General features: G+C 42.0%; 13 protein-coding genes. All 13 read left to right on the top strand.

What is annotated here, in order from left to right; translation table 11 throughout:
- Positions 1-742: 742 nt before the first annotated feature.
- The 13 genes from CKW03_RS03765 to eboE are packed head-to-tail and all read left to right on the top strand — an operon-like array spanning position 743 to position 18,426.
- Entirely contained in the window at positions 743-3,832 is a 3,090-nt protein-coding gene (locus CKW03_RS03765) for a SusC/RagA family TonB-linked outer membrane protein (RefSeq protein WP_157739389.1), read from the top strand.
- 10 nt (positions 3,833-3,842) lie between these two features.
- Positions 3,843-5,327: a RagB/SusD family nutrient uptake outer membrane protein gene (locus CKW03_RS03760; protein ID WP_093098595.1), complete on the top strand. Its 1,485-nt coding sequence runs from the start codon at positions 3,843-3,845 to the stop codon at positions 5,325-5,327.
- A 42-nt stretch (positions 5,328-5,369) separates the two neighbouring features.
- Positions 5,370-8,051, top strand: coding sequence for a c-type cytochrome (locus tag CKW03_RS03755; RefSeq protein ID WP_093098594.1), 2,682 nt, complete (start codon positions 5,370-5,372; stop codon positions 8,049-8,051).
- Positions 8,052-8,059: 8 nt separating this feature from the next.
- Positions 8,060-9,133 carry an aldose 1-epimerase family protein gene (locus CKW03_RS03750; protein ID WP_169918975.1) on the top strand — a complete coding sequence of 358 codons (1,074 nt, stop codon included), beginning with the start codon at positions 8,060-8,062 and terminating at the stop codon, positions 9,131-9,133.
- Positions 9,134-9,144: 11 nt separating this feature from the next.
- Positions 9,145-10,356, top strand: coding sequence for a cupin domain-containing protein (locus CKW03_RS03745; RefSeq protein ID WP_093098591.1), 1,212 nt, complete (start codon positions 9,145-9,147; stop codon positions 10,354-10,356).
- A gap of 23 nt (positions 10,357-10,379) precedes the next feature.
- On the top strand, positions 10,380-11,420 hold the full coding sequence (locus CKW03_RS03740; RefSeq protein WP_093098590.1) for a sugar phosphate isomerase/epimerase family protein: 1,041 nt from the start codon (positions 10,380-10,382) through the stop codon (positions 11,418-11,420).
- 18 nt (positions 11,421-11,438) lie between these two features.
- Positions 11,439-12,599, top strand: coding sequence for a Gfo/Idh/MocA family protein (locus CKW03_RS03735; RefSeq protein WP_197700973.1), 1,161 nt, complete (start codon positions 11,439-11,441; stop codon positions 12,597-12,599).
- Positions 12,600-12,617: 18 nt separating this feature from the next.
- Complete coding sequence (locus CKW03_RS03730) at positions 12,618-13,415, top strand: 3-keto-disaccharide hydrolase (RefSeq protein WP_093098587.1); 798 nt, start codon at positions 12,618-12,620, stop codon at positions 13,413-13,415.
- A gap of 19 nt (positions 13,416-13,434) precedes the next feature.
- The gene (locus CKW03_RS03725) at positions 13,435-14,154 is read left to right on the top strand and encodes an EboA domain-containing protein (protein WP_093098585.1); all 720 of its coding nucleotides are present in this window, start codon (positions 13,435-13,437) and stop codon (positions 14,152-14,154) included.
- A 12-nt stretch (positions 14,155-14,166) separates the two neighbouring features.
- Positions 14,167-15,147 carry a TatD family hydrolase gene (locus tag CKW03_RS03720; protein WP_197700972.1) on the top strand — a complete coding sequence of 327 codons (981 nt, stop codon included), beginning with the start codon at positions 14,167-14,169 and terminating at the stop codon, positions 15,145-15,147.
- An 11-nt stretch (positions 15,148-15,158) separates the two neighbouring features.
- Positions 15,159-16,031, top strand: coding sequence for a UbiA-like protein EboC (gene eboC, locus CKW03_RS03715; protein WP_093098582.1), 873 nt, complete (start codon positions 15,159-15,161; stop codon positions 16,029-16,031).
- Between the two features lie 12 nt (positions 16,032-16,043).
- Entirely contained in the window at positions 16,044-17,225 is a 1,182-nt protein-coding gene (locus CKW03_RS03710) for a 3-dehydroquinate synthase (RefSeq protein ID WP_093098581.1), read from the top strand.
- A complete protein-coding gene (eboE, locus tag CKW03_RS03705; protein WP_093098579.1) occupies positions 17,212-18,426 on the top strand; it encodes a metabolite traffic protein EboE in 1,215 nt (404 codons plus the stop codon). The genes CKW03_RS03710 and eboE overlap by 14 nt, the downstream gene beginning before the upstream one ends.

The raw sequence follows: 18,426 nt of genomic DNA, 5'->3' as shown, positions 1-18,426 counted from the left end.
TCCATTTTCATCCTTTTTTTGCAATAGTTTTAAATAGGCTATAATTCTGAAAATTGATTAAAGATAGAAAAGGCGAAAGGAAGGACTATCCTGTTCTTTCAGGTTGGAGGGGATTATTTAATAAAAAGTAAAGTTCAAAGTAATATAGGACCATTACCTTATTAGCATGAAGCCAATCAAAAGATTATATTTTGTCTATATAATTACTAACCTATCAAGGACTGTCCTATATACTGGTGTAGCCTTCTACAGGACGGTGCAGGATGCTCAACCTAAAGTGGATAACTATATTTGAACTACAGCCAAAGTATTGGCAACCTATAACTTTTAACTAATTCCGGTAGCTCTTCAACCTAGGCTGCCAATAAACCAAATGAAAACGAAAACATGTATTACTTAGAAAAAGGATGATCTGTTATTGAACAATAACATTGAAAAAGACTAATAAAAAAAACCGACAGTGTTCCCGCACTATCGGTTCAATATCAATGGTCTTTTTAAACTAACCAAGAGGGTCGAAACTCTTTATTGTTTAACCATTTAACTTTGCAAAGGTATGCAATATGACCAATTAAACAAAACGAAAAACCATCGATTAATTGCACCTACTGTAACATTTAGGAAGGTTTTGGGGTTCACATTCGGAACGGAACCCAAGAAAAGATTCCTGCAATTATCGTTGATCTTTCCTGCTTTAATTTTATCGCAGGCTGGCCATTCCGAGGTCAACAATTATTCTACTATGAATAAAGAAACACACAACATCTCCGTGGAACATAACACGGGCATCAGCAACTTAAACTTGTTTGGCCAAGAGAAAATCAAGGTCACAGGTACCGTTAGTGATGCCAATGGGGTGCCTATTGCGGGTGTTTCTGTTCGAGTAAAAGGCACCAATTCTGCGACTGCGACTGATGAAAACGGTAAATATGAAATCGAATTGAACAAAGGGCAAACTTTGACCTTTGACAATATCGGTTTCACTTCGAAAGAGATTGTAGTCAATGCAGCTGGTACTCAAAACATTTCTTTAGATAGCAGCAGTGAAGACATTACGGAAGTCGTTGTAGTTGGTTATGGTAGCCAACAGAAAAAGGATGTTACTGGTTCGATTGCCGCTGTGTCCATGAAAAATGTAAAAGGACAGGCGATTGCGAGTCCTGACCAAGCCTTAACAGGCCAATTATCAGGTGTACAGGTAAGTAATTCCAATGGTACTCCAGGTGGAGGTCCTAGGATTCAAATCAGGGGAATTGGCGCAATAGGTGCTGGTAGCCAGCCTTTGTATGTTATTGATGGATTCCCGGTACCGGGCTCTTCCAGTGAAAGGGGAAATCCCTTGGCAACCATCAACCCAAATGATATCGAGTCGATGACCGTGCTGAAGGATGCTTCTGCAACGGCTATTTATGGTTCAAGAGGTTCCAATGGGGTAATCTTGATCAATACCAAACGTGGTACAGATGGCAAGATGAGAATTGATGTAGCGGCAAGTTCAGGTTTACAGCAGGTCCCTCAGAAAGGAAGACCCAACTTGATGAATGCCGCAGAATTTGCGCAATTCAGAAAAGAAGCTATCGAGGATAGAATCAGGTTCGAAGAAGGAAGGGAACCAACTATCAATGATATCCCTGAAGAATATAGAAACCCGGCAGCCCTTGGTGAAGGTGTGGATTGGTATGATGCCGTGACCAGAATTGCTCCGATGTCGGATATCAACGTGAATTTCTCTGGTGGTAATGAGAGTGTTCGTTCATTCGTTTCTGCTGGTTATTTAAACCAAAAGGGAGTGATGTTAAATTCTGGCTTTGATCGTTTCTCAATCCGTGCGAATGTGGAAGGGAATTTTGTCAAGAAATTAAAATTAGGGATGAACATCAACCCTACCTTATCTTATATTGAAGGGGGAATTAACGGTCAGGGCCGTGATGAATTTTTCGAAATCACTACTCCTGTTGCCAAAATCTATAATGATGATGGTTCCTATGTTCCCTATATTCAATCTGCAGGAACCTTTGGAAATCCCAATCCAGTAATGTTCCTAAATCAAAGGACAAACAAGAGCTCGAAGTTAAAACTCTTGATGAGTACCTACGCAGAATATAGCTTTTTAGAAAACTTGAAGTTCAAAACGACCTTCAATGTGGACTATCAAGATGAGAGTGGCGAGACTTTTAGGCCATCTACTATTCCTAATCAAAATGCTCCGGGTGCTTCAATTCCTAGCGGAAGCTATGGCAGAGGCCAATATATTAACTGGGCAAACGAAAACACCTTAAACTACGATTACTCCTCCGATAATGGACATTCTATTTCGGCATTGGCTGGTTATTCCATCCAAATGCAAAAGAATAAGAATGCAAACTTCAATGGTGCCCAATTCCCGGATGATGATATTCAGACCTTGAATGCAGCAGCTAGGATTACCGGCGGTACAGGTATTGAAGATTGGGGATTGATCTCTTACCTAGCAAGGGTTAACTACTCCTATTTAGATCGCTATATCTTGACTGGATCCTATCGTGCTGATGGCTCTTCCCGCTTTGGTAAAGACAATCGCTGGGGTTCATTCCCTTCAGTTGCCGTCGGATGGCGCTTATCTGAAGAGGATTTCCTGAAAGATAAAGAGTGGATCAATGAATTGAAATTGAGAGCTTCTTATGGTCGTTCTGGAAACTTCAATATTGCCAACTATGCATCTTTAAGTAGTATTGGTGCAGCGAATTACATATTTGGAGGAGGTCTTGCACCAGGCCGTACGATGAACAGCCTAGGGAACAGCTTCTTAGGTTGGGAAAGGATGAAAGAGTTGAACATTGGTTTAGATTTCACCACATGGAATAACCGTTTGACCTTAACTGCCAACTATTATAAACGTAATACTTTAGATCTATTATTGAATACCCCGATCCCTAATTCATCAGGATTTGGATCAGTGGTGGAAAATCGTGGAGATGTCGAGAACAAGGGTTTTGAGTTTTCAATTAGTTCAGCAAATATTGCCCGTGAAAACTTTACCTGGAATACCGACTTCAATATTTCATTCAACCGCAACAAAGTCATTGCATTGGGACGCAGTACTGACCCAATCTTCTCAGGACAGAGTTCGGAAGGAAACTTTACCAATATCACCGAGATTGGTCAACCTGTCGGAATGATCATCGGTTATGTGGTAGAAGGAATTTATCAAAACCAAGCAGATGTAGACAATAATCCAGCTTTCCCGGGAGCTATCCCTGGGAACTTAAAAATGAAGGATGTAAATGGAGATGGTCAGATTACACCAAACGATGACTTTGCAGTAATTGGCAACCCTTATCCTGACTTCAATTTTGGTATGACCAATACCTTGACTTATAAAGCATTTGATTTCCGAGTGATGATGGTGGGTTCCATGGGACAAGAAATGTTGCATGCTACCAGGTTCTATACAGACAACATCGACGGTGTATTTAATGTGAGGAAAGAGGTTGCTGATCGTTGGAGATCAGAATCTAATCCGGGTAGTGGTTTGGTGCCAACAACCAATGGTACTGGTAGAGGCCGTGTAATGTATCGCGATACCCATTCCCTATTTGTCCAAAAGACAGATTACCTATGGATCAAGAACATCACTATCGGTTATTCCCTACCAAAGAGCATTGGTGGAGTGTTAAACAACCTTAGAATTTATGCCAACCTTCAGAATCCATTCTTATTCACTGATTACGATGGAAATCCAGAAGGTACCAACATAAATAGAGGTGATATAAGTCCATTGGTGCCAGGTATCGACTATTCGGCGTATCCGGTTCCAAAGATTTACACATTAGGGTTGAATTTCAATTTTTAAGACAAGGATTATGAAACTAAGATATATTCTATTAGGTCTAGGGTTATTGAGCATGAGCTCCTGCAATAAATTATTGGATGTAAAACCCTATACCTTTTCAAGTGGAGAGAACTATTACGAAAATGAAGGGCAGATCCTTCGTGCAGTAAATGGTGCATATAGCAGATTGCAAGTATTGTATACCAGTGATTTTTTTTCAATGACTGAAATGCGTGCTGACAATACCAATTATCAATATGATGAAACGGACCGTGGAGCACAGCAGCGGGAGGAAATCGATGAATTCTTGATTACCTCGTCCAATAACTACGTGAATACCACCTGGGTAAACCTGTATGTTGGCATTCAACAAGCCAACGCCATCATCAGTAGGATTGATCAAGTCGAGTTCGCGGATGAAAAATTAAAGTTACAATACCTGGGAGAGGCGAAGTTTTTGAGAGCATTTTCGTACTTTCATTTAGTTAGACTATTTGGAGAAGTTCCTTTGCTGACCAAAGAGGTTGCGAATCCTTCGGACGCCTTCTCAGATGGAAAGAAAGGAACAGTTGACGAAGTTTATGCAGTCATTATCCAAGATGCTAAGGATGCCATTGCAAACTTACTTCCTAGCTATGATAAAGGAAGTGTAGGTCGGGCGACCAAGGGTGCAGCATACACATTATTAGGAGAAGTCTACCTAACTAGGAAGCAATACGCTGAAGCAGTAACCAATTTTCAGGAAGTAACCAAATTAGGCTATTCCTTGATGCCAGATTATGCATCTTGTTTTAGTCCTAATTCCAAGAATAATGCAGAGTCAGTTTTTGAGGTGCAGTTTGATCAATCGGTAGAGGGAGAGAACAGTAACTTCATTTACATGTTCGGGCCAAGAAATGCAAAAATGCAATTGGTCGGTTTTTCAGGGAACCTAGGCGGAAGTAATATTCCAACACCGAGCATTTATAATGCCTATGAGCAGGGAGATTTACGTAGAGATAAATCCATCCAATTGTTCAATGACCCTTCAAATGCCGCATTTCAGGAGTCTAAAGCATTTGGAGGAAGCATGCCGTTTATCAAGAAGTTTTATCATGCACCTTATATTGAGGATGGTAGATCGAATGAAAACTGGCCAATCTACCGCTATGCCCATGTTCTTTTGATGTTGGCGGAAGCACAGAATGAGGTCGGCTCAGGAGATCCTTTGGCAAACCTGAATATCGTAAGAAAAAGAGCCGGCTTGAAACCAGTATCTGGTTTATCCAAAGATGCTTTGAGAACGGCCATCGCTAATGAAATAAGAGTCGAAGTAGCCTTTGAAAGCCATAGGTGGTACCAACTTTTGAGAACCGGAAAAGCCATAGAGGTGATGACTGCCCATGGTGCCGAGGAGAAGAAAAGATTGACTCGATTAAGCAGTGCTTCATATAATATTCAACCGTTCAAACTATTATTCCCGATCCCTCAGCGTGAGATTCAGATTAATGGAATTGAACAAAATCAAGGTTGGTAGGCACATGTAAGCTGTTATAAACTATATCAACATAAAAACCAAATGATAAAAACGAAAAGAGCACAATTGTATTTGTTTGCCTTGTTCCTGTTCATTTTTGCAGGAGCGTGTAAGCAGGAGAAGGAAAAGGAGGTGGTTAAAGAACCTAATCCAAAAACAGATAAAATAACATTGCCCGATGGGTTTGAAATCGAGCATATCTATAGTCCTTCTGATGACAAAAAAGGATCTTGGGTTTCCATGACTTTTGATGACAAAGGTCGGATGATCACATCGGATCAATTTGGTGGTCTATTCCGCGTTGAATTGCCTCCTCTTGGTTCAGATTCAACTGTTAAGCCAAAAATTGAGGCATTGGACTTTCCAATTGAGGGCCGCGATCCAAAGGATACGACCAGCAATAAAGTAGGAATGGGCTTTGCTCAAGGTTTGTTATGGGCCTATAACAGCTTATATGTTATGATTAACCACCGTCCGAATGAGAATCTTTCAAAAGGTTCCGGTCTGTATAGGCTTCAAGACACCAACAATGATGATAAATTAGATAAAATCACCCAGCTGATGGAATTGGAGGGAGAGGGTGAACATGGACCGCACAGCATCGTATTAGGACCAGATTCTATGATCTATGTTATCGCTGGTAACTTCACGAAAATCCCTAAAATGGACAATTATCGTTCTTTACCGAATGATAAGGTGGACAATTTGATTCCTTACATTTTAGATACCCATGGCCACGATGCTGACTCTCACCTGAACGGTGGATGGATTGCAAAAACGGATTCAGAAGGTAAATCTTGGGATCTTATCGCATCGGGAATGCGTAATGGATTTGACTTAGCCTTCAATAATGAAGGTGAGCTTTTTACCTACGACTCCGATATGGAATGGGATTTCGGGATGCCATGGTACCGCCCGACAAGGATCCTTCACGTTCCTAGTGGCGGTGAATACGGCTGGAGAAAAGGGGATGCAAAATGGGATGAAAGGTTCTTGGACAACCTTCCTGCAACCTTAAATATCGGCCAAGGATCTCCTACTAACTTTATCAACCCTAGCAAAGCTAAGTTCCCAGATAAATATAGAAACAGCTTATTCGCATTCGATTGGAGCTTCGGTATCATCTATGCTATCCAATTGCAACCTCATGGAGCAAGCTATACCGCTAAGGCAGAAGAATTTATTTCGGGTTCTCCACTACCATTGACCGATGGAACGATTGGTCCGGATGGAAACCTTTACTTCTTGACTGGTGGTAGACGATTGGAATCTGATCTTTACCGTGTTTATCATAAAGACCGTGATAAGATCAATAACGAGGTTAAAATATCTGAGCCTAATGAGCTAGTGAAATTACGTAGAGAGATCGAACAATACCACCGACCATCGGCTCCAGGAACTGTTGATAAAGTTTGGGAATATTTAGGCCATGAGGATAGATTCATTCGCTATGCCGCTCGAGTTGCTGTAGAACATCAGCCATTTGACACTTGGAAAGACAAGGTTTTCGCAGAACGCAATGTTGTTCGATTGACTGAAGCGATGGTAGCGATGGCACATGTAGCCGATCCTTCCCTACAGCCTATGATCATGAAAAAATTGGCTACCATTCCTGTAGAAAAGATTACGCCGAAGATGTTGGAAAACCTGTTGAGAGTTTACGAAATTGTCATTGCGCGTATGGGTAAAGTGAATGATGCGGATGCTGCTGCTTTAGCACAAAGGTTAGAACCTTTCTACCCTGCCAAATCGAACTATACCAATAGGGAATTGTCTAAAATCTTACTTGCTCTAAACAGCGAACCAGCTGTTAAGAAGACGCTTGACATCCTAGCCAATGCGAAAGACGACACCACCCAAACCAACTTTATGAATTCTTCAGATTTAATCTTGAGGAATCCACAGTACGGATTGGACATTGCTGATATGTTGGCCAATATCCCTCCAGCACAACAGATCTTCATGGCTACTGCATTAAGCAATACCAGTGTTGGTTGGACTCCGGAATTACGTGAGCAATATTTCAATTGGTTCTACAAAGCCTTCGGTTTTAAAGGCGGTAATAGCTACATCGGTTTTATTGACAATGCTCGTAAAATGGCATTGAAAAACGTACCGCAAGATCAACTTGCTATGTACGGTAAGATGTCGGGAGACTCTTTGATCAATGCACAAGGAAACAGACTTGCTGAGAAAGTAGAAGGTCCGGAAGGTCCAGGAAGAGCATGGGAAGTTGATTCGGCGCTGAAAGTTGTAGATGAAAACACAGGTGTCCGCAATTTCAAACGCGGTAGAGAGTTATTCCTTGCTGTTAAATGTGGTTCTTGCCATACTGTCAAAGGCGAAGGTGGTTCTGTTGGTCCTGATTTAACGCAATTAGGTACCCGTTTCTCTAAACGCGATATGCTAGAGGCTATCATTGAACCAAGTAAAGTGATTTCTGATCAATATGAATCCAAAGTATTCAACCTGAAAGACGGAACCAACGTCCTCGGCCGTTTGATGAGTGAGGATGAGCACAATTATGTGATTTCTCAAAACCCTTACGCACCACAAGTGACCAAGACCATTCCGAAAAACTCAGTGAAATCCATGAACCGTTCTGAGGTATCGATCATGCCTCCGGGAACATTGAATGTGATGAGTCCTGATGAAGTTAAAGACATCATGGCCTACCTGATGTCTGGAGGAAATGAAAAAAGTGAAGTTTATAACAAAAAATAAGTAACGCATTGGAAAACTCAAATCAAGACTGGTTGAACAAAGTCTCCCATGTAGCACAAGTTGGAGGCATAGAAACTTCCATTTTGGATAATGGAAGGGGGAAAGGAACGCGTATTGCCTGGATCAACACTGGGGCAGGACTACGCTTTAAAGTAGTCATAGACCGTGGTATGGACATAGCGGACGCTTCGTTCAATCAGTTTAACTTGAGTTGGCTAAGCCGCCTAGGTGTCACAGCTCCGCAACCCTTCTCAGACAAGGGAATTGATTGGCTGAGAACTTTTGGAGGCGGATTATTGACGACCTGTGGGGTAACCCATGTTGGAGGACCGGAGCAAGATGAATATGGAAAACGCGGCTTGCATGATCAATTCAGCAACAGCCCAGCAGAACTGATATCCATCAAGCAGCCTGATCTGGCCAACGGCGATTACGAAATGTCCATTACTGGAAAAATATTTCAAGGCCATCCCCTAGGAGACAACATCGAAATTACGCGCACAATACGATGCATTCTAGGTCATCCAACCATTTATTTGGATGATGAAATCCAGAATATCGGTAATATCTATTCTTCCCATATGATTTTATACCATTTCAACTTCGGGTGGCCTTTCATTGATGCGGGAACCAAATTGCTCTGGAAGGGCGCTTGGCAATCTCGCGAAACCGGCGCAGACAATAAGATATTCAAAGAAGGACAGGACTTCCGAACCTGCCAAGAACCACGGGAAGACCATAGTGGTTCAGGAGAAGAAGCAGCTTTGATAGATGTGGAGAGTGATGAGCAAGGCCAAGTAGATTGTGGAATTTACAACGAGAAGTTAGGCTTTGCATTAAAACTGAGCTTCAACAAGAAGCAACTGCCTTGGTTGACCAATTGGCAACATTGGGGCAGAGGTGAATATGTAACAGGAATGGAACCTGGCACCAACCCACCGCTAGGGCAGAAACTGATGCGCGAACGTGGGGAATTAATCCAACTGAAACCCGGAGAAAAGCGGAAATATAACTTAGAAATCAGTATATTGAATAAGCCGGACTCCATTACGGAATTTGTAAACAAGTATATAAACCTATAAAAATAATAAGAATGGAAATCATTGAAAAGGCATTCGAACAAGGAAAAGGAATATTGAGATTAGCACCTAACTGGGTGCCAAGATCTTTTTGTGTACCAGGTAAAAGGATAAAACTTCATCCCGATGATTACTATGTATTAGGCGGTGAACGTGGCGGTATTGATGAGCGTTGGTTTTCATCGACCACTCCTGCGAAAAATGGTCCTTTGACGGGTGAATTTGAAGGATTGAGTTTTGTAGTTTATGAAGAAAATGGCAAGACAGAACAGGTTTTATTAGCTGACTGCGTAGACCATCTAAAAGGAAAATTAATTGGTAACCGTCTTTGGGATGAATACCAAAGCTGGCCGATGTATTCAAAATTCTTTGATAACATGGGTCCTCTACCCCACCATATCCATCACAATGATGAAAAGGCAGCACTTATCGAACAACAAGGAAAACCTGAAGCCTATTACTTCCCACCTCAGTTGAACAACCATGGCGGCGATTTCCCGTATACCTTTATGGGAATTGCACCGGGAACACCAAAAGAAACCATCAAGGAATGTCTGGAGAACTTTGCTAAAGGCGACAACAAGATCACCAATTATTCACAAGCCTACCGCTTGGAACCAGGAACCGGATGGGATGTTCCTCCAGGCTTATTGCATGCCCCTGGAAGTTTATGCACCTATGAGCCGCAAAAAGCTTCGGATGTATTTGCGATGTACCAATCTTTGGTAAACGAAGCGATCATCCCTGAAGAGTTATTGTGGAAAGGCGTTCCTGAGAACATGAAAGGTGATTACGATGCTCTGATGGATATCATTGATTGGGATCTGAACGTTGATCCTGACATGATGAAAAACAGATTTATGGCTCCCTTGCCGGTGAAAGATGAGAAAGCGATGGAAAGCGAAGGCTATTCCGAGAAATGGGTTTGTTATAAATCAACCGCATTCAGTGCCAAAGAATTGACCGTATTCCCTGGACAGACAGTGACCATTACCGATGCTGCAGCCTATGGATTGATCATGATGCAAGGTTATGGCAAGATGAATGATTGGACGATCGAAACCCCAGCCTTGATCCGTTACGGACAATTGACTTTTGATGAATACTTTGTATCAGAGGAAGCCGCAAAAAGAGGAGTAACCATTCAGAACCATTCCACTACAGATCCGATCGTGATGCTGAAGCATTTCGGCCCAGACAATCCGGATTTAGTGGTAAAAGGTTAATTAGTGAATAAATAAACTTTGTTATGAGCAAGAACAATTTCCCAAAATTACACAATGCAACATGGCCCGGCATTGTAGGAAAAGGAGACCATGAACCCATCATTTCATTGGATGAGTTATTGGAAAAAACGGCCAAAGCAGAAGTAAACGGCGTAAAATTCGATGGAATAGACTTGGGTTTATTTGACCCACATGTCAAGTTAGATCCTTCGGACGATCATATAAAATCAGTTGTAGACAAGATTGGAGGTACCTATGGTTTAGCTATAGGCACATTAGTAGCTCCTATTTGGCCACCAGATGGCGGTTCCGCAATGGGTTCCCAAACAGACCGAGATCGCTTTGTGGAAGTAGTCCGGAAAGCTGCTGAGTTTGGATATAAACTTAGAAAAGAAGGAATCAGGACCAACAACGTTATCCGCGTAGACTCTGCCAGCAGTGTAGAGGAATGGTCAAAAAACCCTACTGAAAACACTAAACTAATTGCAGACACCTTCCGTAGGGCATGTGATGCTGCGGCAGAATATGGCGAACGCCTAGCTGCTGAAGGTGAAATCTGTTGGGGTGGTATGCAAAGCTGGAAAACCATGCTGGATACCCTAGAGATGGTAGACCGTGATAATATGGGCTTCCAAGCGGACATGTCGCATACTTTCCTTTATCTTTTAGGCTATAATGCACCTGAAGACCGCATCTTGAAACCTGACTTCCAATGGGATGACCGTGAAGAATTAGAAAGAGGGCTAAAGTTCCTGACCTCAAAACTTCGCCCTTGGACCATTGATTTCCACGTTGCTCAAAACGATGGAACGGTATTCGGATCAGGATCGCACGATAAGACAGGAAGACACTGCTTGCCAACCGATCCTAACGGACGTTTGGATATCGCTAAAGATGCAGGCTTCTGGATGAAGGATGAAAATGGAAATCCAACCAAGGCCTTCAACCATTTCTGTTGGGATGGATGTATGTTCCCAAATGAGGTGATGCACAAACAAGAGACCTGGGATTCGATCTTGAAGACCTTGATCGAGGTGCGCGATGTAAATGGATGGTCAGAGTAATCTTCAAAAGAAAAAATCATGAGCAAAAAAGAATTAAGAATTGGATTAATAGGATGTGGTTTCATGGGAAGAACCCATTCCAATGGATATAAACGTGTACCTAATTTCTTTCCTGACCTGGAATATACACCCGTGTTAAAGGCTGTATGTTCACGCAGTGAAGCAAAAGTGAAAGCATTTGCAGAACAGTGGGGATATGAAACTTACGAGACCGATTGGAAGAAACTGATCGCTAGGGATGATATCGACGCTGTCGATATCTGTACCCCAAACAATATGCACATGGAGATCGCAGTAGCTGCTGCCGCTGCCGGCAAAATGGTCCTTTGTGAAAAACCGCTTTCAAGAACCTTGGAAGAGGGCGAGAAAATGGTGGCAGCCGTAGAAGCCAATCAGGTGAAAAACACGATCTGGTACAATTACCGTCGTTTACCTGCGGTAACCTTGGCGAAACAGATCGTAGATAGCGGCAAACTGGGCAAGATCTTCCATTACCGCAGTAACTTCCTTCAAGACTGGACCATCAATGAAAACCTTCCTCAAGGGGGAGCAGCTTTCTGGAGAATGGATGCCGATGCTGCAGGTTCAGGAGTAACCGGAGACCTATTGGCGCATTGTATAGATCTAGCGATGTGGATCAATGGTGGTATCAAGGATGTATCGGCCATGACCGAAATCTTCGTTAAGCAACGCATGCATGAAGAAACCGGCAAAATGGAAGATGTAAAGATTGATGATGCCTGTATATTTCATTGTCACTTCGACAATGAGTCTTTGGGATTGTTTGAATCTACGCGCTATGCCCGTGGGCACAAAGCCCTATTTACTTTCGAGATCAATGGTGAGAAGGGTTCCTTGAAATGGGACTTACATGATATGAACCGATTGGAGTATTTCAACAATGCCGATGATTCGATTGTTAAAGGATGGAGGTCCATTCACGTTACAGATGGCGACCAACCTTACATGGATAAATGGTGGGTTCCAGGTCTATCTTTGGGCTACGAACATTCCTTTGTCCATCAAGTAGCAGATTTTTTACAAACGCTAGAAACAGGAGCCGAATGTCACCCAACTTTTAGGGATGCACTAGAAACTCAGAAGGTCTGCGAAGCCGTTATCAACTCGGCTAAAAACAGAAAATGGGAAGATACCCATGTGGATTGGAAGAACAAATAAGTCTTAGAGAAATCCAAAATGAAAAAATTATTCAAATATAGCTGTATCTGCCTCAGTGCTACTATTTTATTAGGATCATGCAACGGAAGCAATGCAGAACAGAACAACAAACAGGACAGTACCGCCAGCGATACGGTAGGGTTAGACGATGGTTATATCGCCATGTTTGACCCGAATTCCTTATCCGGCTGGGAGGGTGATACCACCTATTGGAAAATGGAAAATGGGGTCCTATCGGGCGAGATCCGAGCAGACCAAGAGCCCTTAAAAACTAATACATTTTTGATCTGGAACGGTGGGGATGTAGCTGACTTTTCATTGAAAACTAAATTTAAAATTTCCGAAAATGGAAATAGTGGTGTAAATTACAGAAGCGATCGTTTCACAGAGGTGCCGAATGCCCTACGGGGGTACCAAGCGGACATTGATGGAAAGAATAATTACACTGGTCAAAACTATGAGGAACGCAAGCGAACAACCTTAGCTTACCGTGGTCAGCGAACAGAAATATTGAACCCTGCAGATGGAAATAAAGGCGAGTCGAAAGGCAATGCCTGGACAAATATGAAGGTGATCGATTCTGTAGCTACCGATGAAGAATTAAAGACCATAGTAAAACCGAATGATTGGAATGATCTGGAAATCGTTGCTGAAGGCAATAAACTAACACATTTTATCAACGGAAAGGTAATCGCTGAAGTGATCGACAATGATCCTGAAAACCGCAAGGAGAAAGGATTGATTGGTGTGCAAGTGCATGTTGGTCCACCAATGAAAGTTGAATATAAAGACATGCAGATTAAAATTTTAAAGTAATCATAATATAAACTGCAATATGGAATGGAAAGAACAAGTGCGAAATACCTTATTCGAACTGCTGACAACAGAGGAGAAAAGCTATTTAGAGGAATGTGAGCGAACGATTGCAGATAATTACACTACAAGTTTTGTAAAGATATTTTCCTCATTAAGCAGGAAATTAAATACCAGCAAGGATAAAACAGTAAGTATGGTCCAAGAGGATAGCAATCCCTTGATTGTCGAGAATTGGACCGTACTTAGACTTGCGCGGGTATACCTATTGAGTTTGATCGAAGATCAACAAGAACCCTATTTTACTTTTATCGAGAAGTTGTTCAATTATGCTGATATGCAAGAGCAGGAAGCTTTGTATTCGGCATTGAACATTTTCCAGTTCCCAAGAATCTGGATTGACCGTTGCCAAGAGGGTATTCGGAATAATATTGGGCTGGTTCAAGGCGCTATCATGGAGCAGAACAAGTTTCCTGCTACCTACTTAAATGAAGAAGCCTGGAACCAAATGATTTTAAAGAGCTTTTTTACCGGCAAGGATATCAAGAAGATTTATGGTCTCTACGACCGCAACAACATCCATCTTGCAAACTCCATTGTCGACTATATTTATGAACGCGATTCTGCCAATCGAGAGATCCACCCTATGCTATGGGTTTTGGCGAAGGATCACTTACCTCCTCGCGCTAAAGAAATCTTGAAGCAGCAAAACGTTAGCCCAGAATTATTAGAGAAAAATTAAAAACAGACAGGAATGTGCACAGAATTAAATAGAGACCTAGCGAGTATGGGGAGACCAATGTCGTTAGACTTTGAATTAATTAAAGGGATGAAATTTGTGGACCCACATATTCATATGGTTTCACGAACGACGGATGATTACCAAGCGCTGTTTGATGCAGGTGTTCTTTTACTGATCGAACCTGCCTTTTGGGTCGGACAGCCAAGAACTGGGATAGATACCTTTAAGGATTATTATAGTAGCCTGATTGGATGGGAAAGATTTAGGGCTTCCCAATTTGGGATTAGACATTTTTGTACCATCGGTCTTAATTCTAGAGAAGCAAACAATGAAGCTTTAGCAGAACAGGTCATGGAATTACTTCCTCATTTCATTTATAAGGAAGGTGTTGTCGGGATTGGAGAAATTGGTTTCGATGACCAGACTCCTGCTGAAGATAAATACTATAGAGCTCAATTGGAGCTTGCCAAAGAAGCTGGACTGCCTGTCCAGGTTCACACCCCCCACCGTGATAAAACCCGCGGAACCACACGCAGTATGGATATCGCTATCGAGCATGGCCTAGACCCTCAAACCGTCATCATTGACCATAACTCGGAAGAAACGGTTAAGGAAGTTTTAGACCGTGGTTTCTATGCCGGATTCACCATCTATCCATTTACCAAAATGGGCAATGAGCGCATGGTGGACATCGTCAAAGAATACGGCTCTGATAGGATCATGGTCAATTCAGCAGCAGACTGGGGAATCTCAGATCCATTGGCAGTGCCAAAAACTGCTGCATTGATGCTGCAACATGGTGTTTCAAAAGAAGATGTCATCAAGGTGACCTATCAGAATGCTTTAGATGCTTTCAAGGTCAGCGACCATCTTGATTTAAATACCCTGGACAAGACTTTATTTGCAGATCCGAATGAGAAATTTGAAGGTAATACAATCCTTCGTGGTGGTCAACAACCTAGGTTAAATAAGGATTCTATTATTATTTCTTAATACCGTTGCGTATGTTGAAACCATGGATCCAAATCATCAGGCCGTCCAATGTTTTAACAGCCATATCTGATGTTTTAGCTGGTGTCGCTTTAGCCTGCTTGTTTCTGCAACAAGATTTACCCCCGGTCAATCCATTGATCTGGATTACCATTTCCAGTATGTTACTCTATACTGGCGGGATAGTCTTTAATGATGTCTTTGATGCCGCTTTGGATAAAGTGGAGCGTCCCGAACGCCCTATCCCTTCCGGTAGGATCAAAAAATCCGCTGCCAGCATTTTAGGTACCTTAGCCTTTGCCATTGGATCCTTTTTGGCCTATCAGGTCAATATGACCGCATTCTATGTTTCATTGGCCATCGTGCTGATGTGCTTATTGTACAATGGCAAAGCAAAACATCATTTCCTAGCTGGCCCTATCGTCATGGGAGCCTGTAGAGGTCTGAACCTTCTTTTGGGAATGGCCGTATTGCCAGATGCCTTGAGCTATTGGTATATCGCCATCATCCCGATTATCTATATCGCCTCGGTAACAAATATAAGCCGTGGTGAAGTTTATGGAAGCAATAAGACTGCCTTATTGGTTTCCATTGGCTTGTATTCCATTGTTATAATAACCTTACTTTACTTCACCTATAGCAGCAAAAATTACTTGGCCTTGGTTTTCATCCTGCTTTTCAGTGTTATGATTGGTTCACCGGTTTCCAAAGCCCTGAAAACATTGCAGCCACAAGATGTCAGGAAGGCTGTGAAATTTGGAGTACTCGCACTGATTTTAATGAATGCTAGCTGGATTGCCATATCTGGCCACTGGCTGTTAGCATTGGCCGTATGCGCCATATTACCGGTTTCAATCTTCTTAGCTAAGAAATTTGCCGTAACCTAAACCCTATTGAGTATGGAACGTGTATTAGAACAAAAATTCACTATTGAATATCAATATAATATCTTTTTCACCAAAGGTCTTTTCACCTTAGGCAACAACCTATTGAAAGATTTTCTTTCCCAGCACAGCAACCCCGGATTCAAACAGAAAATCCTCTTTGTTATTGACGCTGGATTTATGGAAAAACACCCTAATCTGACGGAACAGATCCATAATTATTTCATGGAAACGGAAGATTTTATTTTAGCGAGCGAGCCATTGGTCCTTCCCGGCGGAGAGATCTGCAAGAATGATACGACCTGCTTAGACTCCATAATCCAAGCGGTAGATCAGTATGGGATCGATAGACATTCCTATGTTATTGGCATAGGCGGCGGAGCTATTTTAGATCTAGTGGGCTATGCCGCTGCGATCTCGCACCGTGGCATCAAGCATATCCGTATCCCGACTACGGTCCTATCCCAGAATGATTCAGGTGTGGGAGTAAAAAACTCGGTGAACTATAAAGGGAAAAAGAACTTTCTAGGAACATTTACCCCTGCAAAGGCAGTTTTCAACGATTATGAATTCCTTCAAACCTTAGATGAACGGTCTTGGGTAGCTGGGGTATCAGAAGCCATCAAAGTTGCATTGATCAAGGATTTAGGATTCTATGAATGGATAGAAAATAATGCCAGTAAGATCAAACAAAGGAATTCTGTTGAAATGGAAGATTTGATTTTCCGTTGTGCCGATAAGCATCTGGAACATATCCGAAATGGTGACCCTTTCGAATTAGGATCTTCCAGACCATTGGATTTTGGCCATTGGAGTGCCCATAAACTAGAACAGATGACTGATTTCCAAGTATTGCATGGCGAAGCTGTTGCCATTGGAATCGCGATGGATGTCTTTTATTCCTATTTAATCGGTAATATTACAGAAGAAGAGGCTACCCGAGTGGTCAGTTTGATCCGTAACCTTGGTCTGCCAATTTATCATCCGATCTTGGACTCCGAAGAGGCAAGATTTATTTTGCTATCCGGCCTGCTCGATTTCCAAGAACACCTAGGCGGAAAATTGACCGTAGTTCTTTTAGAGAAAATGGGAAAAGGAAAAGACTATCATCAGTTAGATTATGACCTGATTATCCAAGCTATTGATTTTTTAAAGAACTTTAGTCAAAATCAAAACCCTGTTTATGAAGCTAGCTAATTCACATCTTTCTTATTGTAGCAATATCCATCCAGGTGAAGCCTGGAAAGACCATTTTCACGAGCTAAAAACAAATTTACCGAAGATAAAAGCGGCGGTTTCAGCTGACCAAGACTTTGGATTAGGCCTGCGCCTATCCGCTCAAGCAGCCAAAGAATTGAGTGAACCGGAAGCCCTAAAAGAATTTCAAGATTGGTTGAAACAAAACCATATCTATGTATTCACCATGAATGGTTTCCCCTATGGCGATTTCCATATCAAAGAGGTGAAGGATAAAGTGCATGCTCCTGATTGGACAAGCAAAGAGCGATTTGAGTATACAAAGAATCTGTTTGACATCTTAGCGCATTTACTGCCGAAAGGCCAGGAAGGTGGAATTTCTACTTCGCCTCTATCCTATCGTTTTTGGCATGAACAAAACACCCCTGAATGGCAGCAAAAGCGTGACCTTTGCACCAAACATATTCTATTGATCGCGGAACAGCTGTATCAAACAGAGGTTAATAGCTCGATCTATATGCATTTGGATATTGAACCTGAACCTGACGGTATGTTAGAGGATTCCAGGGAATTTATCACCTGGTATACAAACGAGCTGATCCCGATGGCCAGTGAGTTCTTTAAGGAAAAATATAAACTAGACGTCGATCAAGCCAAGGCGATCATCAACAGATATATCTGTCTCTGCTACGATGTCTGCCATTTTGCTCTGGAATACGAGGACCATCAAAAGAGCATGGATGAATTGGAAAAACTGAACATCAAAATAGGTAAATTCCAAGTTAGTTCAGCCCTAAAGGTGTCCCTTGCAGAGGATCCAGAAAAAAGGGTTAGCCAGAAAAACAAACTGAAAGAATTCAATGAGCCGATCTATTTGCATCAGGTCATTGCTAAAGATAGCGAGGGCAACCTCATCAAATACAAGGACCTTCCTGAAGCATTAAATGATCCCAATGATGCCAACCATGTGGAATGGCGGAGCCACTTCCATGTTCCTATCTTTTTGAAAAGCTATGGAGAACTGGATTCCACCCAAGAGGATATCATCAGGGTCATAGAACTGCATAAAGAAAAGGAAAGAACAAATCATATCGAGGTAGAAACCTATACTTGGGGCGTATTGCCAAAATCCTTGCAGGCTCCCATTGAAGAGTCCATCGCAAGGGAATTGAATTGGTTATTGAAAAAATTAAGGGATTAA

It is taken from the genome of Sphingobacterium mizutaii (genome assembly GCF_900187125.1).
Classification (GTDB): Bacteria; Bacteroidota; Bacteroidia; order Sphingobacteriales; family Sphingobacteriaceae; genus Sphingobacterium; species Sphingobacterium mizutaii.
Note: the sequence above shows the minus strand (reverse complement) of the source record. Positions and strands in the feature narration are given on the sequence as shown.